We start from the raw sequence: 21,865 nt of genomic DNA, 5'->3' as shown, positions 1-21,865 counted from the left end.
CCACCGTGTTATCCACATTTATCCACCGCTTCAGCAAGGCACTAGCCAGCCATGGCTGCATGGCTCTAGACTCGAACGCACGATGCCGCACACAGCACGAAGGGGTGATGCTTATGGGCAACTCAATCGCATTGACGGAATTGACCATGCTGAAATATCAGCGCATGGACGTCTGCGCCGCTATCCAGCGGCGCAGCGCCTGGCGGCCTCCCTATGCCCTGACGACAGCGCTTGAACTGCTTTCCGTCGAAATGCCGCGCATCCCGCACAGGCATCGCCGAATCACGCAATCGGTGATGGTCGCGGTTCCGCATGCCAATGCCAAACGTCACGTGGAAGGACTCGCCGCAGCGGTATGGCCGTTCCCGATCGACACAATCATCGTCGACGGCCAATTCGTCTGCACATCGGCACCTTGCACGTGGGCCATGTTCTCTTCCTATCTGGGTCTTGAGGAACTCGTCGTGCTGGCAGACTCCATGATGCGCCGGGACAAACGACTGCGACGGACCACCACCGACGACCTCACGCTGTATCTGGATAACGCATACCGGCGAGTACAGGAGTCCAAGGCCACAGGGGCCGGCACACGCCTGTTCCGTGGATACAACAACTGCCGCCGCGCCCTGCTCCTGGCACGCAGCGGCACCGATTCCTCGATGGAAACCCGCACACGTCTGGTGCCACCGCGATATGGGCTTGACATGCCACAGGTCAATTACCCCATATTCGCGGGCCGCAGCGCCAAACCCCTCTATCTCGACCTTGCGTATCCGGAATTCAAAATCTGCATCGAATACGAGGGTTCACACCACGCCGGGCAATGGCTCAATGATGTGAGACGCCGTCAGACCATCGAAGACGCCCAATGGAAATACATCCAGGTCACCAAATTGGATCTGGGGCATGAGGACGACGAGGAAGCTTTCGCACGCCGAATCGCGGAGAAGATGCACGAGGTCACGGGGAAGGCCATCCAGCTCACACCGCGCAAAACAATCCGGCAAATATGCGACGCAAGGACCGTCAAGCGAGCGCCGCTCTACGAACGGCTGAACTTCACGCCGCTGCTTCCCGCGAATCCAATGATTCGCTGATGCAACGTCATACGCCTTGCGGTGCGTCGCGTCAGACCGCAATCGCACCCTGTGATCCGCGCGTATTTTCCGCGAACCGTCCGCTAACTCGCTTACGAGGGGCTGATTTCCAGAGCCCGGAACGTCTATCTGCGTTACAAGGGGCTCCTGAAACGGCATACACGATGCATACGGCTATACCCGCCATCGGAATCATGCGGTTTATTCACGTCGCATACTCGCGCAGCAGCCCCTCGTAACGCAGATAGACGTTCCAGAGCAGGCCAATCAGCCCCTTGTAAGCGAGTTAGGCAGCACTACCGACGAACACGGGCGGAAAACCTGCCCGAAGGTTCGGAAAGGGCCTCACTTCTCGCCGCGGACTTCGGCCTCCATGGCCTCCATCGGCTCGTTCACCAGCACGGAGCCGGAGGGCAGGGAGCCGGGCAGCGGGTCGTCCATGTAATGGTCGAACTCGTAGAGCATACGTTCGCTCGGCGGCTCGGTGATGAGCGAGACCACCACGATGAACAGCAGCGAGATGAGGAACGCGGGCAGCAGTTCGTAGATGGCGAAGATGCAGCCCAGCGGCTTCATGAGGTTGTGCCAGATGAGCACCGTGGCCGTGCCGGAGAGCATGCCGGCCACCGCACCGGCCTTGTTGGCGCGGCGCCAGTAGAGGGCGCACAGCATGAGCGGGCCGAACGAGGCGCCCAGGCCGGCCCAGGCGTAGGAGACCACCTGGAAGATGGAGGAGTTCTGGTCGTAGGCCACAAGGCAGCCGAATAGGAACATCACCACGAGGGTCGCGCGGGCCACGATCATCACCTGACGATCCGTGGCCTTCCGATGGAACAGGCCGCGGAAGATGTTCTCGCCCATGGCGGATGCGCCGATGATCATGTACGAGGAGCTGGAGCTCATCGACGCGGCGAAGATGCCGGAGACCACCACGCCGCACACGAAACTCGGCAGCAAGGTCTGGGCCAGCACGATGAAGATGGTTTCGGCGTCCGTGGCGGTCAGCAGCTCGGTGGGCATCATGGCGCGGCCCACCAGGCCGATGCACACGGCGCTGGCCAGCGAGAGCACGCACCACAGGGTGGCGATGATGCGGGACTTGCGCACCTCCTCCACGCTGCGGATGGACAGGAAGCGCACAAGCACCTGTGGCATGCCGAAGTAGCCCAGGCCCCAAGCCAGCATGGAGACGATGGTGATGATGCCGTACTCGGACGGCTGGCCGAACACTGCGCGACCGGCCTCGATCAGCTGGCGGCCGGTCTCCGGATCGAGTTTCGGGGCTGCCACCTGCGTACCGGACAGGAAGCCAGGAATGGACTGGAGGAAGGCCACGGTGTTGCCGATGCCGCCCGCGTTGGCCACAGTGCCGATGAACACCACGGCGAGCGCGAAGAACATGAGCAGGCCCTGAATGAAGTCGGTCATGACCACGGACAGGTAGCCGCCCACCACGGTGTAGACAAACACCACCAACGCGCCCAGGATCATCATGAGGTGGTAGTCGAAGCCGAAAAGCGCGGCGAACAGCTTGCCCACGGTTACGAAGCAGCTGCCCACGTACACGCTGAAGAACACAAGGATGATGACGGCGGCAATGGTGGAGATCACGCCCTTGGTATCGTGGAAGCGCTTGGCGAAGAAGTCCGGGATGGTGATGGAGTCGCCGGCCACCACCGAATAGCGGCGCAGTCGCCGGGCCACGATCTTCCAATTGAGATAGGTGCCGATGGCCAGGCCCAGCGCGGTCCACAGCGGGTCGGCGGCGCCGGTGAAGTAGGCAAGGCCGGGCAGGCCCATGAGCAGCCAGCCGGACATGTCCGAGGCCTCGGCGGACAGGGCGGTGAGCCACGGCCCCACGCCGCGGCCGCCCGCGAAGTACTCCTTGGAGGAGGAGTTGGACCGCTTGGAATACACGAATCCGATGGACAGCATGGCCGCGAAGTAGATGACCATGGCCAGCAGAATCCAGAAATCGTTCGCCACGCTAACCGCCTTACGTCAATGGGATGGCTCCGTCTGTTGCGCTTCGGCTCCCTTGTGTTGGGGAACCATCAGTGCAGTATCAGCTGACTGCGGGGTAGTCAGGGGGACAAGTCACGGGGATAGCCGCCGTCATGACCTGATCGGAGAGCCTTCAGAAATCTTCCTCTGTGGCCGACCTTTCCGGAACGCAAGGACAAAGCGGCGTAAATGGAACGATTATGTCTCAGAGTGTGGCGGCGTGCGGCGCAATATGGCGCAGTGTGGCGCCGGAAATGACGCCACATGCAACGTCAGATGTCGTAGCGCCAGGACTTGTCCGTGATCACGCGGGCCATGGCCAGGCCGATCGGCAGGCAGATGATGACCATGAACGCCTTGAACGCCCAGTCGAGCGCGGTCAGCGTATCGAACGAACCCAAGTGGAACATGGCCTGGTACATATACAGACCGGGCACCATGATCACGATGGACGGTACGGTCAGGCAGATACGCGGGTAGCCGAAGTGCGGCGCGAGCCAGCCCTTACGCACGGACGAGCGCCACGCGGTGGCGAGCAGGCCCGCAAGCAGCGCGCCGATGAACGCGCCGGCCTCGGCGGGCACGCCCACATCGACGATCTCCAGTCGCAGCGTATCGGTGATGGCACCGATGATCGCGGCGACGAGGCACATGCGCTGCGGCGAGTTGAACATCACGGAGAAGCCCCAGACCCCGAGGAACGCGAACACGAAGCGCAGCGCGCCGTTCACCCACACGTTGAGGCCGAGCGGCTCGAATCCGGTCGGGTTGAGATGCACGATCGAGGCCACCATCCAGCCGGCAAGCGTGGCCATGAGCACGATGCACAGGAAGTACGTCAGTCTCTGGATGCCGGAGGGGAAGTCGATCTTGGCCATGTCCAGGCCGCTGGTGATGAGCGGGAAGCCGGGGATGACGAACAGCATGGCGCCGATGTAAGCGGTGTCGTGCTGCAAGGCTATCGGGTCGAACAGGCCGATGAGGCGCAGCGTGCCGGTGCAGGCGAGCGCCGCCAGGGCGACGCACACGAAGGTGACGAAGAACTGGTTGAGGTGCCGCTTGAACAGCAGGCGGCGCAGCCAGTGGCCGAGTCCGGCACCCACGAATGCGCCGATCATGTCGTACGGGCCACCGCCGAGCAGGAACACGAAGGATGCGCAGGCGATGGCGGAAGCCAGTCCCGCGAAGGCCGGCGAGTACAGGGGCTTGCGATGCTCGATCATGTCGAGGCGCTGGTGGGCCTGCCTCACGGTGATGCCGTGGCCGCCGTTGCCGTTCGCGGAGGCGCCGTCGAGATGGTCGAAGTGTTCGGCGTACTCCTTCGGAGGCTTGCGGTTCGCGGCCTTCGACGCCTTGGCACCGAGGCGGCGCGATGGCTTGTCGGAAGCTCCGGCAGCGTGGTCGGGGAAGTCCGATTCCATCGCGTCCGATGCCGGCGTGCGCCGCGTCTCGGCCGCTTGTTCCGCGGCCTGTTCGGCCTCGCGGGCCTGTTCGTCGACGGCGCGGGCGGCGAGCGACTGGGCCATCGCGGACTGCGACCAATCGGTCTCGTGCACGTGCAGCTGGTGCGCGCGCGGGTCGCCGGGGTCGTTGTGACGGCTGGCGTCCTCGAGGGCGTCGAGTACGGCGTCCTGCCCGGGGCGGGAGGCGGCTTTCTCCTCTTTCTCCTCCTTGCGCAGCTGCCTGGAGAGGTCGGCGGAGACCTGCGAGGCGTCCTTCACGTCGAGGTGCTGCATGAGCCCCTGGGAGACCTCGGGCTGCACGTGGTACATCGACTCCTCGCCCAGGTTCACGGAGAACCAGTCGGCGAAGTGCTCCAGCAGCCAGATGCGTTCGGTGTTGACGCCGGTGCTCGGCAGGTCGATGACCTCCGTGATGCGATCCTTGCCGTCCGTGCAGGCGGCCTCGATGTCCGTGAGGTTCACGTCGGCGCGCACGTGCACGCCGAGCGGGTAGGCGATGCGGTGCATCATCTCGCGCACGCGGAACGATCCGGTGCCGGCCGACAGGTCCAGCAGGCCCACGCGCACGATCACGCTGGCCTTGGCCGCGATGCCGGCTTCGGCGATGGGCTTGTCCCAGTCGCGCTCGATGTCCTCCATGTCCAGCGGAATGGAGTGGGTATGGAAGTGCGAGACGGCGATGGCGCCGTGCTCCTTATGGTCCTCTTGATGTTGGCTCTCACTCACGTTCTCCATTACTACCGCGCGCAATCGACCGGAAAACGGCGAAAAATGGACTTCGTAACGTAAGTGGTGATTGGGCGGCGATACACTGTAGCGCGTAAACAACCACGTTGGATACAGGCTGTGGGCTCGCAACGACCGGCCTCAACAACCGCGGAGGAGCCGCGGGCGACCGGTAGACCGAGCAACCTGATATTCAGCAAAGGAGGTTATATGGCAACATCCGAAGAACAGATCACTCCGGCTGACGCTGCCATCGTCACCACCGGGACCGGACGAAAGGGCCCGGAGGAGCATGATCTTCCCGCAAAGCTCAAGTACGACATGGATCTGTGTCTGCGGATCCTGCGCGACGTGCTGGGCGAATACAACCCCGAACTGCTCTCCACGTTCGACACCGTGCGCAACTACGCGGTGGAGGCCAGCGCCGAGCACTTCGGCGGCATGACGGACCCGAACCCCGGACATGACGGGCTGAAGGCGGCCGTCGAGGTCATCGACAACATGACCCTGCACGACGCCCAGCTGCTCGCCCGCGCGTTCGCCACCTACTTCCATCTGGCGAACCTCTCCGAGGAGAACTACCGCGTTTCCGTCCTTCACCAGCGTGAGAACGAGGTGACCGAGGACAGCGCCGTGGACCCGATCAACGAGCTCACCGTGGCCTACCACCAGCTCATCAACGAGACGGGTCCGGCCAAGGCCAAGGAGCTGCTCGACCGTCTGGAGTTCCACCCCGTCTTCACCGCCCACCCCACCGAGGCCCGTCGTAAGGCCGTGGAGGGCAAGATCCGCCGCATCTCCGAACTGCTCACCGTGCACAACAGCCTCGGCGGCTCGGACCGCAAGGAGAACTGCCGTCGTCTCTACAACGAGATCGACGCCCTGTTCCGCACCTCCCCGATCGCGCTGAAGAAGCCGACCCCGGTCGAGGAAGCGGACACGATTCTCGACATCTTCGACAACACGCTCTTCCACACCATCCCCCAGGTCTACCGTCGTTTCGACGACTGGGTCCTGGGCGATAAGGCCGGTCTGGTCGAGCCCGTCTGCCCCGCGTTCTTCCACCCGGGCAGCTGGATCGGCTCCGACCGCGATGGCAACCCGAACGTCACCGCCAAGGTGAGCCGTCAGGTGGCGCGCAAGTTCTCCGACCACGTGCTGGCCGCCCTTGAGGAAGCCACGCGCACCGTGGGCCGCAACCTCACCATGGAAGCTGAGACCACGCCGCCGAGCGCCGATCTCAAGGTGCTGTGGAGCCACCAGAAGGAGATGAGCGAGCGCCTGACCGACAAGGCCGCCCTGATCTCCACCAAGGAGCTGCACCGCGCCGTAATGCTGGTGATCGCCGATCGCCTGCACTACACCATCGAGCGTGACGCCGACCTGATGTACCACACCTGCGACGACTTCATCGCCGATCTGAAGACCGTGCAGAAGTCCCTGGCCGATGCGGGCGCCAAGCGTTCCGCCTACGGACCGCTGCAGGACCTCATCTGGCAGGCCGAGACCTTCGGCTTCCACATGGTGGAGATGGAGTTCCGCCAGCACTCCGTGGTGCACTCCCGCGCCCTTGCGGATATCCGCGAGCACGGCCTGCACGGCGAGCGCGGCGAACTGCAGCCGATGACGCACGAGGTGCTCGACACCTTCCGCGCCCTCGGTTCCATCCAGAAGCGCAACGGCCAGAAGGCCGCCCGCCGCTACATCATCTCCTTCACCAAGAGCGCCCAGAACATCAAGGACGTCTACGAGCTCAACCGTCTGGCCTTCGCCCATCCGGAGGACGTGCCGGTCATCGACGTGATCCCGCTGTTCGAGCAGCTCGAGGATCTGCAGAACTCGGTGGACGTGCTCGAGGAAATGATCAAGATCCCCGAGGTCCAGGCTCGTCTGAAGGCCACCGGCAACAAGCTCGAGGTCATGCTCGGCTACTCCGATTCCTCGAAGGACGCCGGCCCGACCTCCGCCACGCTGGCCCTGCACTCCGCTCAGGAGCGCATCGCCAAGTGGGCCGAATCGCACAACATCGACCTGACCCTGTTCCATGGCCGCGGCGGCGCCGTCGGTCGTGGTGGCGGCCCGGCCAACCGTGCGGTGCTGGCCCAGCCGGTCGGTTCCGTCAAGTGCCGCTTCAAGCTCACGGAGCAGGGCGAGGTCATCTTCGCCCGCTACGGCAACCCGGTGCTCGCCATCCGCCACGTGGAATCCGTGGCCGCGGCGACCCTGCTGCAGTCCGCCCCGAGCGTGGAGAAGCGCAACACGGACATGACCGAGAAGTACGCCAACATGGCGCACCAGCTGGACGAGGCCGCTCACGAGCGCTTCCTCGACCTGCTGCACACGCCGGACTTCGCCCAGTGGTTCTCCACCGTGACGCCGCTGACCGAAATCGGTCTGCTACCGATCGGCTCCCGCCCGGCCAAGCGCGGCCTGGGCGCCAAGTCCCTGGACGACCTCCGTACGATTCCGTGGATCTTCTCCTGGGCTCAGGCACGCATCAACCTGGCTGCCTGGTACGGCCTGGGCACCGCGTGCGAGAAGTTCGGCGACCTCAAGACCCTGCGCGAGGCGTATGAGGAATGGCCGCTGTTCTCCACCTTCATCGACAACATCGAGATGTCCATCGCCAAGACGGATGAGCGCATCGCCAAGATGTACCTCGCCCTGGGCGACCGTGAGGACCTCAACGAGAAGGTGCTGAACGAGATGGAGCTCACCCGCAAGTGGGTGCTCGACATCGTCGGCGACAAGTGGCCGTTGCAGCACCGTCACGTGCTCGGCCAGGCCATCCGCATCCGCTCCCCGTACGTGGACGCGCTTTCGCTCACCCAGGTGCTCGCCCTCAAGTCCCTGCGCAAGAAGGTGGACAAGGAAGAGCTCTCGCAAAGCCAGCAGGCAGGATTCATCTATCTGATCCTCTGCACCGTTTCGGGCGTCGCCGCCGGCCTGCAGAACACGGGCTGACGTTTGCGTCTGGTGCTTTGCAGCTAGCGCTGCAAAGCACCAGGTGGTGAAGTCTGGTGGACTTCACCACCGCAAACGTAGCAAGGTTTTTGCGTAGTAGCTTTGCGCACGCAAAAACCGCAGCAATACAGTACCCCCGCGGCCCAGCGGGGGTTCCTTTTTCTAAAGCCGAATGAGCCCTGTTGCGTGAATAACAAGCATCATCACGCAACAGGGCTCATTCGGTAGTCGGTATCGGACTATGGCTTGATACCGCGTTCCCCACAACCTACGGGCTGTTCGCCCTACTACCCCTCAGTCGGCTTCGCCGACAGCTCCCCTGACAAGGGGAGCCGAGAATGGGGCGCCATGTCAAATCTTGGTTTAACGGGGCTTTCCTATTTCCGCAAAGAACTTTAGCGGCCCTTTCATACCAGAATGACGTAGCTCCTAGCGTGGAACGGACGCAAATCGCTGGTTTAGCGTCCCTTTCGCGCTAGAAAGACAGTGCTTCTAGCTTCAAACGACCTCAAAATGCCTCTTTAGCGGTCTTTTCGCGCTAGAAGCCATACCTTTCTAGCGCGAAAAGACCGCTGAGACATCGAAAGCCATCCTTCGGCCACCCCTTACCGCGCAGTCGACTCGCGCTCGATGAGCCGGTAGCCCACGCTCACGGTCTGGGGGTAATACTGCTCGTCCGGGTGCTCGATGCGGCGCATGAGCAGCGTCAGCGCGGTGTTCGCCATGCCCTTGAAGTCGGTGGCCACGGTGGTCAGCGTCGGCACGGTGTAGGCGCCCTGGCTCAGGCCGTCGAAGCCGATGACCAGCACGTCGTCCGGCACATGCACGCCGCCATCCGCGAGTCCTCGCAGCAGGCCGATGGCGATGCCGTCGTTGAGACAGTAGAAGCCGTCGTATTTCTTGGTTTTCCGCCATTTCTTGGCCAGCGCCCGACCAGCCTCGATGCCGCCGTCGATGGACCATGCACAGCGGATGAAGTCGCGTTTGTCATCGAAGTCCAGTCCGGCCGCGTGGATTTCGGCGGCGGCCGACTGCATGCGGATATCACGCGAGCCGGGGATGATGTTCGGGTTGTGCGGGTCGCGGTTGTCGCCCACGATGCCGATGCGTGTGCATCCGCGTTCCACCAGATGCCGAATCGCCGCGCGCGAGCCTTCGGCGCTGGGCGCGTTCACCGTGTCGATGGGCAGGGTGGCGTCGTAATTCTCCAGCATGACCGAGGGATGCTGTTTGAGGATGTCCACCGCGCGGGGCGCGTTGATGGCGATGATGCCGTCGGAGAACGTATAGGACAGGTCGTTGTCGTCGGTCAGGTAGCGCGAGAGTTCGATGAGCATGTGCGAGCCGCGCTTGTGCACCTCCTCGGCCACGGCCATGGCCAGATGGGAGAAGTAGTCGCCTTCGATGCCGGAGGTGAGGAAGGTGATGGTGTCGCTGCGGCCGGATCGCAGCGATCTGCCGGACAGGTTGGTCTTGTAGCCGAGCTTTTTGGCGGCGTCACGCACGCGCTGCATGGTTTCCGGCTTGACGTAGTCCTTGCCGCGCAATGCGGCCGAGGCGGTGGTGGCGGTCACGCCGGCGAGCTCGCCCACGTCCTTCAGCGTCACCATGAGATATCACGCTCCCTGCATGAGATATGCGATGGTTTGCAGCGGCCCGTTTTCCCTTGCGAATCCGCCGTGCTTAACGATGAGAATAATACAGTGCGTCGATGTCGCCGCCGTTTGCCGCGCGCCGGGCTCCGTCCCGCGACCGACGAAATCGACGAAATCAACCTCGCGTATTGCGAAGGGCGGGAACCCGGCAACCGGATCCCCGCCCAAGGCAGTGAAAGGGAGTTGCGCCGCAGACCGGAGGGGAGGTTGGTCGGTTCCGGCCCGGCCTGCGGCACGTGTGGTGTCAGCCGATGTCAGCTGTTCAGTGAGTGATGTCGGTTATGCGTCAGGTGATCACCTCTCAGCCCTTGTTGGTGGCGTTGATCACGTTGTTGTGGCCCCAGCACTGCTCGTACGGCATGCCGGCCAGGTCCTCGACGACCTTGCGGGTCTCGGCGGTGACGTCGTCCATGGAACCGCCGTTGCGCAGGCGGGCGGACTCGGCCACGAGGATGTCGTGGTTCTTCTCGTTGAGGTGCATGCGGTAGGTCAGCAGGATACCGACGAGGGCGAGCACGACCACGGTGCCGCAGTACATGTACAGCAGCACGTTGACCACGAGCGGGGATTGGGTCTTGACGTCGGCGCCGGACTGGAAGCCGACGGCCTGCAGGATGACGCCCACGAGGATGGTCACCAAGGTGTTGACGATGACCTCAAGGGTGGACTGGATGCCGGCGTACTGGCCCTCGCGGCGCTTGCCAGTGACGAGTTCGTCGACATCCGGGACGAAGGACTGCACGTAGGTCTGCGCGTTCACGATGCCGGAGTTGCCGAGCGTGAACAGCGTGATCAGGATGGTGAAGACCAGGGTGACGGTGGCCTTCGGCATGGAGCCGTGGGTCAGACCCAGGATGAAGATGCCGATGAACAGGATGATGGTGAACCAGGAGCCCAGACGGTAGGCGCGCATGCCGCCCAGCTTGGTGATGATCGTGGCCCAGATGACCACGCAGACCATGCCGAACAGGAAGCTGAAGCCGGTGGACAGGGAGACCTCGGCCGGGGTCAGGAGCAGCACGAACATGATGAAGTAGGCGTTGATCTGGCCGCGTACGGTGCGGAAGGTCAGCTGGGACAGGAAGATGCCGAGGTAGTTGCGGAAGGTCTTGATGCGCAGCACGGACAGGAAGTTCCAGAACACGGAGACCAGGCGGCCGAAGAAGCCGACCTTTTCGGCGTCGCCCTTGTCGGCGGAGGAGATGTCGGTGGTCTCGTCGTACGGACGCTCCTTGATGCACAGGGCGCCGATGACCAGGAGGACGGTGCCGAGCACGGCGTAGATCATGGCGATCTTGAAGTACGGCTGCCAGCTGTCGGCACCCCAGATCTTGAACAGGTAGGCGTTGAACATGGACAGGGCGAAGCCACCGACGCCGCCGCCGATCTGCTGGATGGCCACGAGCTGGGCGCGGTCCTTGGAATCGTCGGTCATCTCGGAGGGCAGGGAGTAAACCACGGTGTTGATGCCCGGGTAGACGCCGTAGTAGATGACGTTGACGAGCAGGTAGTACCACACCGGCATGCCCGGGACCCACAGCAGCACGTAGAAGATGAGGTTCAGCGGAGCGGCGATGAGCAGCGTGCCCTTGCGGCGGCCGACCTTGCGGCCGAAGGAGGTGGAGTACATACGATCGGAGATGTAGCCCCAGACCGGCGTGATGAAGCCGCCGATGGCCTTGCCGACGGCGAGCATCGTGGTGACGATGCCGATGGAGATGGCGAGCGGCTGGGTGTAGTAGATCATCTGCCAGGTCATCACCATGGTCGTCATGGTGAAGGACAGCGGCAGCAGCGCGTAGGTGAGCTTCGTCACCCAAGAGAGCTTGCGCCCCGCCGCGGACGATGCCGAGTTGGACATTGGATTTCTCCTGTTCTCCTTTGAAACCGACGCGACGAACTACGGCGCAGGGCCATATCTGACTTGGAGCTGCTGGGAATGCCGGACTGCTGTGTTCGGTACCCGATTCGTCTACCTAGAAACCTTATCGTTGAGATTTCTTGGCTCGATTTCATTGCTTGATGTTTGCGAAATTAACCTTATCACAAATCTTATCGATGAGATTATTTTGCGATTCGGGCGTGTCGCTAGGGGCCACAAAAGAGAGTTCGTGCTTGCTGCGCTACCGAGAAGACCGCCCGGAAGAACCGGGCGGCTGCCTTTACTTCAGCTCGTCAGGCCCGTGGACGTCGCGCCACATCATGTAGACCGTGATAGCCGCCATGAGCAAGTCGGCCTCAAGAGGATCGACTTTGCCACCAAGAGTCACGACGACAATCGCCATGCCCCAAATCGCCGAGCCGAAACGCGGCTCTTCTCCTGATCCGTGCATGTGAATGCACCTTTCATAGACAGCCGCGCCGCGAAAGACGCGGCAACGTCACCCGGCTATTGCCGAGCGACCGATTCACCCGTGCGAATGAGCTCATCGGTGCAGACCATCGTACCGGTTATGATAGAGATGACGGCGAAGGCGTGCGAACGTCTCCCGACTTTCAGGCGGGTATACACGACTTTAGGGAGACGGCCGGCGCCGCCCAGGATGGACCTGATTCCCATCCTCATAGACAGCACAAGGCCGTCGGCATTATCAGCGCCGACGGCCTTGTTGTTCTCGCTTATTTTCACCCCTTGTGGCTCACGTCGATGACGTTGTTATGGCCCCAGCAGTGCTCGTAGGGCATGCCTGTGAGGCTTTCGACCAGCGTGCGCGTCTCGGGCGTCACGTCCTCCATGGCGCCGCCGGAACGCAGACGGTCGATCTCGGCGAGCAGCAGCTCGTGGTTCTCACGGTTGAGCCTCAGCCGGAACGTGAAGGCTATGCCCACGATGCAGATCGCGATGGGCACGAACGAGAACAGGCACGCCAGCGCGAACACGGTCTGCGGCGGCTGCGACTGCGCGCCCTCCACGAATCCGGTCGCCTCCAGCACCAGGCCGATCACGATGGTTTCCGCGGAGGAGAAGATGTCGTCGATGGTCGAATTGATGGCGGCGTACTGGCCTTCGCGTCGTTTCGAGGTGATGATCTCATCCACGTCCGGGATGAACGTGTACGTGTACTGCGTGGCGTTCACCACGCCGGTGATGCCGAAGTTCATGAACAGGCCGAGGCCGATGTACAGCACCGCGCGCGTGCCGGTGGGGATATGACTTGCGGTCATCGCCAGGACAAACATCGCGAGGAACACGAAGATCACCTCGACGCCGCCCAGACGGTACGCCCGCGGGCCGCCGATCTTCGCGGTGATCCACATGAAGAAGCCGACGCATGCGATGCCGAACAGCAAGTTGACGCCGGTGGCGAGCGAAACGGTCTGCGGGTCGAGCAGCAGCACGAAGATCACGAAGTACGTGTTGAGCGTGCCGCGCACCGTGCGGAACATCTCCTCAGACAGGTACAGGCCGAGGTAGTTGCGGAACTCCTTGACCTTGAGCACCGAAAGGAAGTTCCACACCACCGAGACGAGCCGTCTGCCGAAGCCGATATGCACGCCGCCGGCCTCGCCGGAAGTCGCATCGGCGCCGGCGTCAGCCGCGGAGACGTTGGTGGATTCGCTGAACGGGCGCTCCTGAATCGACAGGAAGCCGAGCATGAGCACCGCGGTGCCGAGCAGTCCGTACAGCAGCGCCATGTTGAAGTACGACTCCCAGTTGTCCTTGCCCCAGATGGTGAACAGGTAGACGTTGAGCACCGAAAGGAAGGTGCCGCCGATGGCTCCGGCGATCTGGTTGACGCCCACCAGCTGCGCGCGCTGGGTCGGGTTCTCGGTCATCTCGCTGGGCAGGCCGTACTGCACGGTGGTGATGCCTGCGAAGAACGCCCAGTACAGCAGGTTCGCCGCGAAATAGACCACGAGCGGCAGGTTCGGGATCCACAGCAGCAGGTAGAACACGAAGTTCGCGGGGATGGCGAAGATCAGGATGGACCGACGGCGGCCGAAGCGACGGCCGAGCGCATTGCGGTACATGCGATCGGAGATGTAGCCCCAGACCGGGCCGATCACCGAGGCGACGATCTTGCCGATGGCGATGAGCACCGCGGTGACGGCCATCGATACGCCCAGGAACGTGGTGAAGTAGAACATCTGCCACGTCACGATCATGGTCTGCATGACGTAGGAGAGGGAGAAGGTGGCGTATCCGAGCTTGGCCTTCCACGGCAGGGCGGCGTCCACCGTCTCGGACGCCACGTTGGCCCGCTTGATTCGATTGCCGTTCGGTCTCGACATCATCGTCCTTTCCACGCCGGCGCGACCTGCGCCCCGAGGGCGTACGGCAGCGCGGCACCCCTCGGGGTCGGCGTAACGTGTCTCAATTGTGTCCGCACGGCCTGTTCGCATCGTCGCGACACGCCGTTCGACTGTTCTGGTTCAGAACTCTATCATCGTTAAGATTTAAGCGCCATATACGGCGTTTTGAATCCTATGAGAAACAAGCTTTATTCTCAATCTCATCGTTAAGATGCTATGCTGGTTTTCGTCAACGATGAATCGCCGCATCTCCCCTCCCCGAGAAGAAGCCCGCGGCCACAACTTCGATTGGTGCACCCGACGTCGGGCGCACCCGCCCTGCCACAACCCCACATCATCCAAAAGCCATGGAGGTCTTTACGATGACAACATCCACCCGTCCGGAAGCCCGCCCGGAAACCGACGGCAACGCCGACCTGACCGCACGCAGCAACAACTTCGACCAAGGTTGGCGGTTCTTCCGCGGCACCCCGAACGGCGCCGAACGCCCAGGATACGACGATTCCGACTGGCGCGAGGTGACCCTCCCCCACGACTACGGCGTCGAGGGCCGCTTCTCACGCAACGCCCGCGCCACCGTGGGCTATCTCAAAGTGGGCGAGGGCTGGTACCGCAAGACCTTCACCGCCCCCGAATCGCTCGCCGGCAAGTACGTGACCCTCGACTTCGACGGTGCCATGGACCGCGCCGAGGTCTGGCTCAACGGCGAGAAGGTGGCCGAGCACCACTACGGCTACACGAGCTTCGCCGTCGATCTGACTGGCAGAATCAAGCCCGGCGAGTCCAACGTGCTCACCGTCAGGACCGTCAACGAGGAGCCGAGCTCCCGCTGGTACGCCGGCGCCGGCCTCTACCGCGACGTGACCCTGACCGTGGCCGACCCGGTGCATGTGGCCCGTTTCGGCACGCAGATCACCACCCCGAGCCTGGAGCAGGACGTCAAGGACGGCCGTGCCACCGTGCTTGTCTCCACCATCGTGGCCAACGGCACCGCCTCCGACGCGGCCATCGAACTGCGCCAGGAGATCCTCGACGCCAACGGTGTGGTTGTGGCCGCGGGCGAGGACGGCGTGACCGTGCCGGCCGGTACCCCGGACACCACCGAGGCAGCCGCGGCCTACGACGCCGCCGAGGCCACGAATCGTTTCGAGACCACGCTGTCCGTGACCGAGCCGCATCTGTGGAGCACCGCCGACCCGTACCAGTACACGCTGCGCACCACCGTGCTCGTGGACGGCAAGGCCGTGGACGCCACCGAAACCCGCTTCGGCCTGCGCTGGATCACCCTCGACCCGGCCCGCGGCCTGTTTCTTAACGGTGTGAACATGCGTGCCCTGGGCATGTGCATGCACCATGACCTGGGTGCGCTGGGTGCCGCCACCTACCGTCGCGCCGTGGTCCGCCAGCTGGAGATCCTGAAGGACGCCGGCGTGAACGCCATCCGCACCTCGCACAACCCCTGCTCGAAGGTGTGGGCCGAGGAGTGCAGCCGCATGGGCTTCCTGCTGCTCGAGGAGCTCACGGACATGTGGACCGCCCCGAAGAACCGCAACGACTACTCCAACTATTTCGCCCAGGACTACCCCGAGGATCTGGCCGCCATGATCCTGCGCGACCGCAACGAGCCGGCCGTGTTCATGTGGGGCATGGGCAACGAGGTGGCCTGGCAGGAAAGCGAAATCCCGATCGCCGCCGACCTGACCCGCCGCTGCCACCTGCTCGACCCGACCCGTCCGAACTCCGTGAACGACGCCTCCTACCTGTCCAAGGGCATCGACGGCATCGGCAACAAAATCCACGAGCAGATGGACGTGCGCGGCTACTCCTACATCAACCGCGACCAGATGGAGAAGGTGCATGAGAAGCACCCGAACGACGTAATCCTCAACTCCGAATCCGGCAACTGCACGCCGTGCCGCGGCTTCTACGTGCATCCGACGATCCTCACGGACGAATGGCAACTGCGCGGCCGCGACTACCCGTTCGCCAAGGGCCGCCAGCCGTGGAGGGAGGACACCTACGAGATCTCCGACTACAACGTCACCACGAACCGCGGCTACCCGCTCGACATCGCGTTCGGCCGTCTCGTGAACCTGCCGTTCAACGTCGGCGAGTTCGCGTGGACCGGCTTCGACTACATTGGCGAGCCGGCCCCGTACATCTCCAACTTCTACTGGAACAAGCCGGACATGCCCGAGTCCGACGGCACCGTGCTGGCCCCGTTGCGCTCCTACTACGGCATGGTGGACACGGCCGGCTTCCCGAAGAACCCGTGGTGGCTCTACAAGGCGTTGTGGACCGACCCGGACGACGCCCCGATGGTGCATCTGCTGCCGCATTGGAACTGGGATGAGGGCGAATCCGTGGCCGTCTGGGCGTACACCAACGCCGCCTCCGCCGAGCTGTTCCTCAACGGCCGCTCGCTGGGCAGGCGCGAGTTCGAGTCGCACCAGGCCACCTTCCACCTCAACAACAAGTATGCGGACAAGCCGTTCGAGTACCGCTACCAGAAGGACGGCAACGAGCCCAAGCAGCTGACCCTGCAGTGGGAGGTGCCGTTCGAGCCGGGCACGGTCGAAGTCGTCGCGTACGACAAGGCCGGCAACGAGGTCGCGCACGACGCCATCACCACCGCGGGCGCGCCGGCCGGCATCAGGCTGATCCCGGATCGTCACGTCATCGATGACAATGGCCATGACCTGAGCTTCATCGAAGCGGACGTGATCGACGATGCCGGCGTGATCGTGCCCCGCGCGAACGACGAGCTGACGTTTCACGTGGAACACGGCCGTCTGCTCGGCACCGACAACGGCTATCAGGCCAACACCGAGCCGCTGCAGTCGCCCGTGCACTCCGCGTACTCCGGCAAGGTGCTCGCCATCGTGGCCTCGGACGGCTCCGGCAAGCCGATTCGCGTGACCGCCACCGCCAAGGGCCTGCGCTCAGATACCGTGAACGTGTTCGTGACCGAGTCCACAGCCGATAAGGCTCATAACGCCGGACTACCCCTCAGCCCTGCTGCGCAGGCCAGCTCCCCTGACAAGGGGAGCCAAGATCAAACATTCCCCGTCCCGGTCGCTCGCCGTTCCAGCTTCCCTGACAAGGGGAACCAAGGCAACGGCGTGCTAGAGGTGCGCGATGTGGCCGTGCGCGTGCGGGCCGGCGAGACCCCGGCGCTGCCGCGGACCGTGACCGCTCTGCTCGCGGACAACACCCGCGCCGAAGTGCCGGTCGAATGGACCACTACCGACCTGCTGGACGCCGTGGCCGCAGCCGAGGCCAAGTCCGGCGCTCAGTCGTTCACCGTCACCGGCAAGGCCGCGGGGCTGCCGGTCAGTGCCACCGTCACCGTGACCCATCCGGTCGCCGCGCGCCCGGTTTCCCTGGCTTCCGCGGCCGGTACCGTACCTGCGCTGCCGGCCCACGCCATGGTCATCTTCGATGACGGCAGCAGCGTGGACGCACCGGTCGACTGGACTACCGGCGGCGAAGCCGCCTCCTGGACCCCGGGCACCGTGACGGTGGACGGTACCGTCGAGGGCTACGGCCTGCCCGTGACCGCCAGCGTGCGCGTGGTCGATCCGGCCGGTGTCGAGGGCGCCGAATCCCTCGCCCACGACACCACCGAATTGGCCAGCGTGACGGTGGACGGACAGGCCGTCGCCTTCGATTCCGCCAATCGCACCGTGCTGCACCGCGCCGTCACCGTGGGCGCGGACGAAACCGCGCGGCTCACCGTGAATGCCACGGACGAGACCGGTGCCGCCATCGACCTGGGTGGGGGCAGCGAGGCCGTCGTGACGTTCTCCTCCAGCCATGAATCCGTGGCCGGCGTGGACGGTAGCGGCGTCGTCACCGGCCGACTGTCCGGTACGGCGAGCGTGAGCGCCACCGTGACGTACGGCGGCGTGGCCAAGACCAGCGCGCCGGCCATCGTGACCGTTACCGAAGGTGCGGCGCCGAAGCGGGCGACCGGGGCCGTGGTGCCCGCCGTACGTACCGTGGCCGGCACCGTGCCGGAGCTGCCCACGAGCGCGAGCGCGAGCTTCGATCACGGCGTGGACGCACCGCTGCCGGTCGAGTGGGACGCGGTGCCCGCCGAGGCCTACGCCCAGGCTGGTGAGGTGAGCGTGCAGGGACACATCGCCCGCCTTGATCTGGACGTGAGCGTCACCGTGCATGTGGTGAAGGTGCTGGCCGTGCAGACCGTCTCCCTGGCCACCATCACCGGCATCGAGCCGCAGGTGGGTGAGACCGCGCCGGAAGTGACCGTCTACTGGTCCGACGGCGCCAAGGAGCAGCGCGCGGTGACCTGGGACAGGCCCGCGGCCTCGCTGTACCGCAGTGCCGGCACGTTCACGCTGCTCGGCACGGTGGACGGCCTGGAGGAGAAGGCCATCGCCCATGTGCGCGTGACCGACGACTACGTGCAGAACCGCGACCTGTTCTCCTACCGCAACGACGTGTACCCGCAGGTGCGCGCCTCCTACACCAACCCGGATCCGAAGGCCCAGGAGGACGCCTCGCTGCTCATGGACGGCATCGTGTCCTACACGCCGCGCGTGGGCTACAACCTGAAGAACCGTTGGTCCACGTTCGGCGATCCGTCACGCACCGCCTGGCTGGAGTACCGCTTCGGTTATGGCGAGGAGACGCCGTTCATGCTCAACTCCTTCACCGTCTACTACTGCCTTGACGGCGAGGGCGTGGCGCTGCCGGAGTCCGTGGGCGTGGAGTATTTGGAGGCCGATGGCTCCTGGCAGCCGGTGCGTGGACTATCCGCGGCCTCGCATCCGGTCGAGCAGACCAACGATGCGGCCTGGGTGTACGCCACCGTGGGCGACAAGCCCGGCTCGTCCATGTCGTCGCGCGGCGACGAGATCACCTACAGCTTCGACATGGTGCGCACGTCCCGCATCAGGATCACGTTCATGTCCGCCAAGGGCTCGAATGTGGCCATCACCGAGGTGCGTGGCGACGCCCGCATCCCCGCCCAGCACGGTGAGGCCGTGATCGCCGGTCTGTTGGCGAACGGCAAGGAAGTGGCTGGCTTCGATCCCGCGGTCGAGCACTATACGGTGGCCGTGCCAGCCGGCGAGACGCCCGAAATCCAGGCGTTGCCCGGCGACGGCAACGCCGCGGTGACCGTGGTGAACGCCGCGGCCGCGAGCGACGAGGCCCAGGTGATCGTCACCTCCGAGGACGGTATCACCACCCACGCCTACCACGTCGCGATCGTCCCGGAACAGTGAAAGGCCAGGTGATGCCCATCCGATGAACCCGTGAGTTTCCTAGCCTGATCAATGTCAAAGGTCGGCCAATCCTCCATCCAAGAATCGGCCGGCCTGTTTCCATCGAAAAACGTTGGCTCTGTTAAACCAAGATTGACATGGCCCCATTGGACTACCCCTCAGTCGGCTTCGCCGCCAGCTCCCCTGACAAGGGGAGCCAAGAATAAGGGCCATGTCAATCTTGGTTTAACAGAGCAAAACGTTTCCATAGTCTTCGGCTACGCACCCAGCAGGTCGAGCATCTGGGGGATGTTCTTCTTGCCGAATTCGACGGTTTGGGCACCGTCGGCCTTGTCGATGACGATGCAGGGCACGCTCATCGCGCCGTACTGGTCCCTGAGCTCCGGGAAGTGCGAGACGTCGTACGCCTCGGCGCGCACGGCCGGGTTGAGCGAGGCGATGCGCTGGGCGGAGAGCACGGTCTCGGGGCACATCGTGCAGGTCAGGGAGACCAGAATCATGACGTTCATCGGCTCCTTGATGGCCGCGATGCGTTCCTTGAGGTCGTCGCCGAGCGGCTGGCCGGGGCCGGCCGCGTTGTAGAGGCCCAGCACGAATGAGTTGAATTCGTGGCCGGAGGGCACCCCGTGGAAGGCCAGGCCGCTGAAGGTCAGCTTGCCGTCATCGCCGTCAGCCGGCAGGCAGATGCGCACGGCCGGGCGGGCCAACGGCAGCACGCCGGCCGGATTGAACTCGGCGCGACCGGAGTCGTCAAGGGAACCGTAGACAGGCAGGGCCGTAGCGTCACCGTCGCCGGATTCCGGCAGCGTGACCTCCAACGGTTCGCCGACGACCAGCGAAGCCGGCGCGGACTCGCCGTCGATGGCGGTGACGAGTCCCGCGGCGTCCACGGCCACGGAGTTCAGCTTGCCACCGGACAGCGCAACCATCTCCCCCACGAATCCCTGCAATTCCGTGGAAAGCGGAGTGTTGTCAAGCTCCAGGACCAGCGTGGCCGGGCGGCTCATGCGGCCGAACACCACGCCGAGCTGCTGCTTGATGGCGGCGGAGAACAGTTCGCCGGGCTTCTTGGCGGCGGCCGCGGCATCGGCGCTGCGCTTGGCCGGCGCGGTGGCGGGCGAGGTGCCGGCGTTCGCGGCGGAGGCCACCTTGGAAGCGGCCTCGGCTTCGGCCTGCTCGTAGGCGGAGGTGTTGGGGCGCGGCGGCACCAGGCCGGTCTTCTCGCTCAGCTGCTTGGCGTAACGCTCCAGTTCCACTGCGGCGATGGCGCCGTCGGCGGTGGCGGTGACCACCTGGCGCAGGTTCTTGACGCGCAGGTCGCCGGCTGCGTACACGCCGGGCACGGAGGTTTCGAGATAGCCGTGCGTGACCACGTAGCCGTGGTCGTCGAGCTCGACCACGCCGCGCACCAGGTCGGTGGCGGGCACGTAGCCGGCGAATACGAAGACGCCGAACGTGCCGTTGTCGGCCGGCTTCCAGGTCGTCGTCTCACCGGTTTCGACGTTGCGAACCGCGGCCTCCCTGAGACCGCCCTGGCCTGCGGTGACGCCGTCCAGAACCGTGTTGTAGCGCACCTCGATCTTCGGGTTGTTCTTGGCCTCGGCGGCCACGGAGGCGTCGCAGGTGAAGTCGGGCTCGCGCACGAGGATCGTGACCTTGCTGGCGTACTTGGTCAGGAACACGGATTCCTCGGCCGCGGCGAATCCGCCGCCAATGACGAGGACCTCCTTGCCGGTGAAGAACTCGCCGTCGCAGGTGGCGCAGTAGGCCACGCCACGGCCGGCGTATTCGGCCTCGCCGGTGAAACCGAGCTTACGCGGGGATGCGCCGGTGGCGATGAGGATGCCGAAGGTCTTGAGGTCGCCGCGGGAGGTGTGCACGGTCTTGACGTCGCCCTCGACGTCAAGTCCGGTGGCCTCGGCGGAGAGGAATTCGGCACCGAAGTCTTGTGCCTGCTGGCGCATGGTCTGGGTGAGCGCGCGGCCGGTGGTGCGGCCGACGCCCGGATAGTTCACGACTTCGTTGGTGATGGTGATCTGGCCGCCGAAATCGTCCTTTTCGAGGATAAGCACGCGGTAGCGGGCGCGAGCGAGGTACAGGCCCGCCGTAAGTCCCGCCGGGCCGCCGCCGATGACGACGACGTCGTAGAGGTTGTCTTGCGTTTCAGTCATGAAAGCTCCTTGGTACGTAAAAACTGGCTCCCCTCTTTGAGGGGAGCTGTCGCTGAAAGCGACTGAGGGGAGCACCACGGAAGTTCATCGCGGGGCTCCCCTCAGTCTCACTTCGTTCGACAGCTCCCCTCAAAGAGGGGAGCCAAAAGAACTGACTATCCCTCAGTCGTCTGTGACGACAGCTCATCCTGCAACTACGGACGAACTTCGTTCGCCTTCTGCTGGCTCGACTGTCGTCTCGCACATTGCCTACAAACAGTCCACCGGACTGTTTGCTTC

General features: G+C 64.1%; 10 protein-coding genes. 3 read left to right on the top strand and 7 right to left on the bottom strand.

Annotated elements, in window-relative coordinates; genetic code table 11:
• The first annotated feature begins 113 nt into the window (after nucleotides 1-113).
• Nucleotides 114-1,097: a hypothetical protein gene (locus DF196_RS00345; RefSeq protein WP_109055954.1), complete on the top strand. Its 984-nt coding sequence runs from the start codon at nucleotides 114-116 to the stop codon at nucleotides 1,095-1,097.
• A 345-nt stretch (nucleotides 1,098-1,442) separates the two neighbouring features.
• On the opposite strand, the gene DF196_RS00340 is transcribed toward DF196_RS00345, so the two are convergent.
• Together DF196_RS00340 and DF196_RS00335 are read right to left on the bottom strand one after the other, a co-directional pair.
• The gene (locus DF196_RS00340; protein WP_109055953.1) at nucleotides 1,443-3,083 is read right to left on the bottom strand and encodes a sodium/proline symporter; all 1,641 of its coding nucleotides are present in this window, start codon (nucleotides 3,081-3,083) and stop codon (nucleotides 1,443-1,445) included.
• A gap of 290 nt (nucleotides 3,084-3,373) precedes the next feature.
• On the bottom strand, nucleotides 3,374-5,203 hold the full coding sequence (locus DF196_RS00335; RefSeq protein ID WP_421728437.1) for a threonine/serine exporter family protein: 1,830 nt from the start codon (nucleotides 5,201-5,203) through the stop codon (nucleotides 3,374-3,376).
• A gap of 297 nt (nucleotides 5,204-5,500) precedes the next feature.
• Between DF196_RS00335 and DF196_RS00330 the strand changes: the two genes are divergently transcribed.
• Nucleotides 5,501-8,254 carry a phosphoenolpyruvate carboxylase gene (locus tag DF196_RS00330; protein WP_109055951.1) on the top strand — a complete coding sequence of 918 codons (2,754 nt, stop codon included), beginning with the start codon at nucleotides 5,501-5,503 and terminating at the stop codon, nucleotides 8,252-8,254.
• Between the two features lie 605 nt (nucleotides 8,255-8,859).
• Here the strand turns inward: DF196_RS00330 and DF196_RS00325 are convergent.
• The 4 genes from DF196_RS00325 to DF196_RS00310 all read right to left on the bottom strand — a co-directional run bounded on the left by DF196_RS00325 (nucleotide 8,860) and on the right by DF196_RS00310 (nucleotide 14,145).
• Entirely contained in the window at nucleotides 8,860-9,864 is a 1,005-nt protein-coding gene (locus DF196_RS00325) for a LacI family DNA-binding transcriptional regulator (RefSeq protein WP_109055950.1), read from the bottom strand.
• Between the two features lie 346 nt (nucleotides 9,865-10,210).
• Nucleotides 10,211-11,770, bottom strand: coding sequence for an MFS transporter (locus tag DF196_RS00320; protein WP_109055949.1), 1,560 nt, complete (start codon nucleotides 11,768-11,770; stop codon nucleotides 10,211-10,213).
• Nucleotides 11,771-12,071: 301 nt separating this feature from the next.
• Nucleotides 12,072-12,242 carry a hypothetical protein gene (locus DF196_RS13355; protein ID WP_158276219.1) on the bottom strand — a complete coding sequence of 57 codons (171 nt, stop codon included), beginning with the start codon at nucleotides 12,240-12,242 and terminating at the stop codon, nucleotides 12,072-12,074.
• 292 nt (nucleotides 12,243-12,534) lie between these two features.
• The gene (locus tag DF196_RS00310; protein WP_158276218.1) at nucleotides 12,535-14,145 is read right to left on the bottom strand and encodes an MFS transporter; all 1,611 of its coding nucleotides are present in this window, start codon (nucleotides 14,143-14,145) and stop codon (nucleotides 12,535-12,537) included.
• Nucleotides 14,146-14,525: 380 nt separating this feature from the next.
• On the opposite strand from DF196_RS00310, the gene DF196_RS00305 reads away from it, so the two are divergent.
• Nucleotides 14,526-19,415: an Ig-like domain-containing protein gene (locus DF196_RS00305; RefSeq protein WP_158276217.1), complete on the top strand. Its 4,890-nt coding sequence runs from the start codon at nucleotides 14,526-14,528 to the stop codon at nucleotides 19,413-19,415.
• A 257-nt stretch (nucleotides 19,416-19,672) separates the two neighbouring features.
• On the opposite strand, the gene DF196_RS00300 is transcribed toward DF196_RS00305, so the two are convergent.
• Nucleotides 19,673-21,586 carry an FAD-dependent oxidoreductase gene (locus tag DF196_RS00300; RefSeq protein WP_109055945.1) on the bottom strand — a complete coding sequence of 638 codons (1,914 nt, stop codon included), beginning with the start codon at nucleotides 21,584-21,586 and terminating at the stop codon, nucleotides 19,673-19,675.
• Nucleotides 21,587-21,865 lie beyond the last annotated feature (279 nt).

The organism is Bifidobacterium callitrichidarum, assembly GCF_003129905.1.
GTDB lineage: Bacteria > Actinomycetota > Actinomycetes > Actinomycetales > Bifidobacteriaceae > Bifidobacterium > Bifidobacterium callitrichidarum.
The sequence above is the reverse complement of the archived record's forward strand: the minus strand, read 5'-3'. Positions and strand labels throughout refer to the sequence as shown.

Bases quoted from the DNA above. Each gene is read 5' to 3' on its own strand.
- DF196_RS00345 (WP_109055954.1), top strand. From the start codon at position 114: ATGGGCAACTCAATCGCATTGACGGAATTGACCATGCTGAAATATCAG.
- DF196_RS00335 (WP_421728437.1), bottom strand. From the start codon at position 5,203: ATGGAGGACATCGAGCGCGACTGGGACAAGCCCATCGCCGAAGCCGGC.
- DF196_RS00330 (WP_109055951.1), top strand. From the start codon at position 5,501: ATGGCAACATCCGAAGAACAGATCACTCCGGCTGACGCTGCCATCGTC.
- DF196_RS00325 (WP_109055950.1), bottom strand. From the start codon at position 9,864: ATGGTGACGCTGAAGGACGTGGGCGAGCTCGCCGGCGTGACCGCCACC.
- DF196_RS00320 (WP_109055949.1), bottom strand. From the start codon at position 11,770: ATGTCCAACTCGGCATCGTCCGCGGCGGGGCGCAAGCTCTCTTGGGTG.
- DF196_RS13355 (WP_158276219.1), bottom strand. From the start codon at position 12,242: ATGCACGGATCAGGAGAAGAGCCGCGTTTCGGCTCGGCGATTTGGGGC.
- DF196_RS00310 (WP_158276218.1), bottom strand. From the start codon at position 14,145: ATGATGTCGAGACCGAACGGCAATCGAATCAAGCGGGCCAACGTGGCG.
- DF196_RS00305 (WP_158276217.1), top strand. From the start codon at position 14,526: ATGACAACATCCACCCGTCCGGAAGCCCGCCCGGAAACCGACGGCAAC.
- DF196_RS00300 (WP_109055945.1), bottom strand. From the start codon at position 21,586: ATGACTGAAACGCAAGACAACCTCTACGACGTCGTCGTCATCGGCGGC.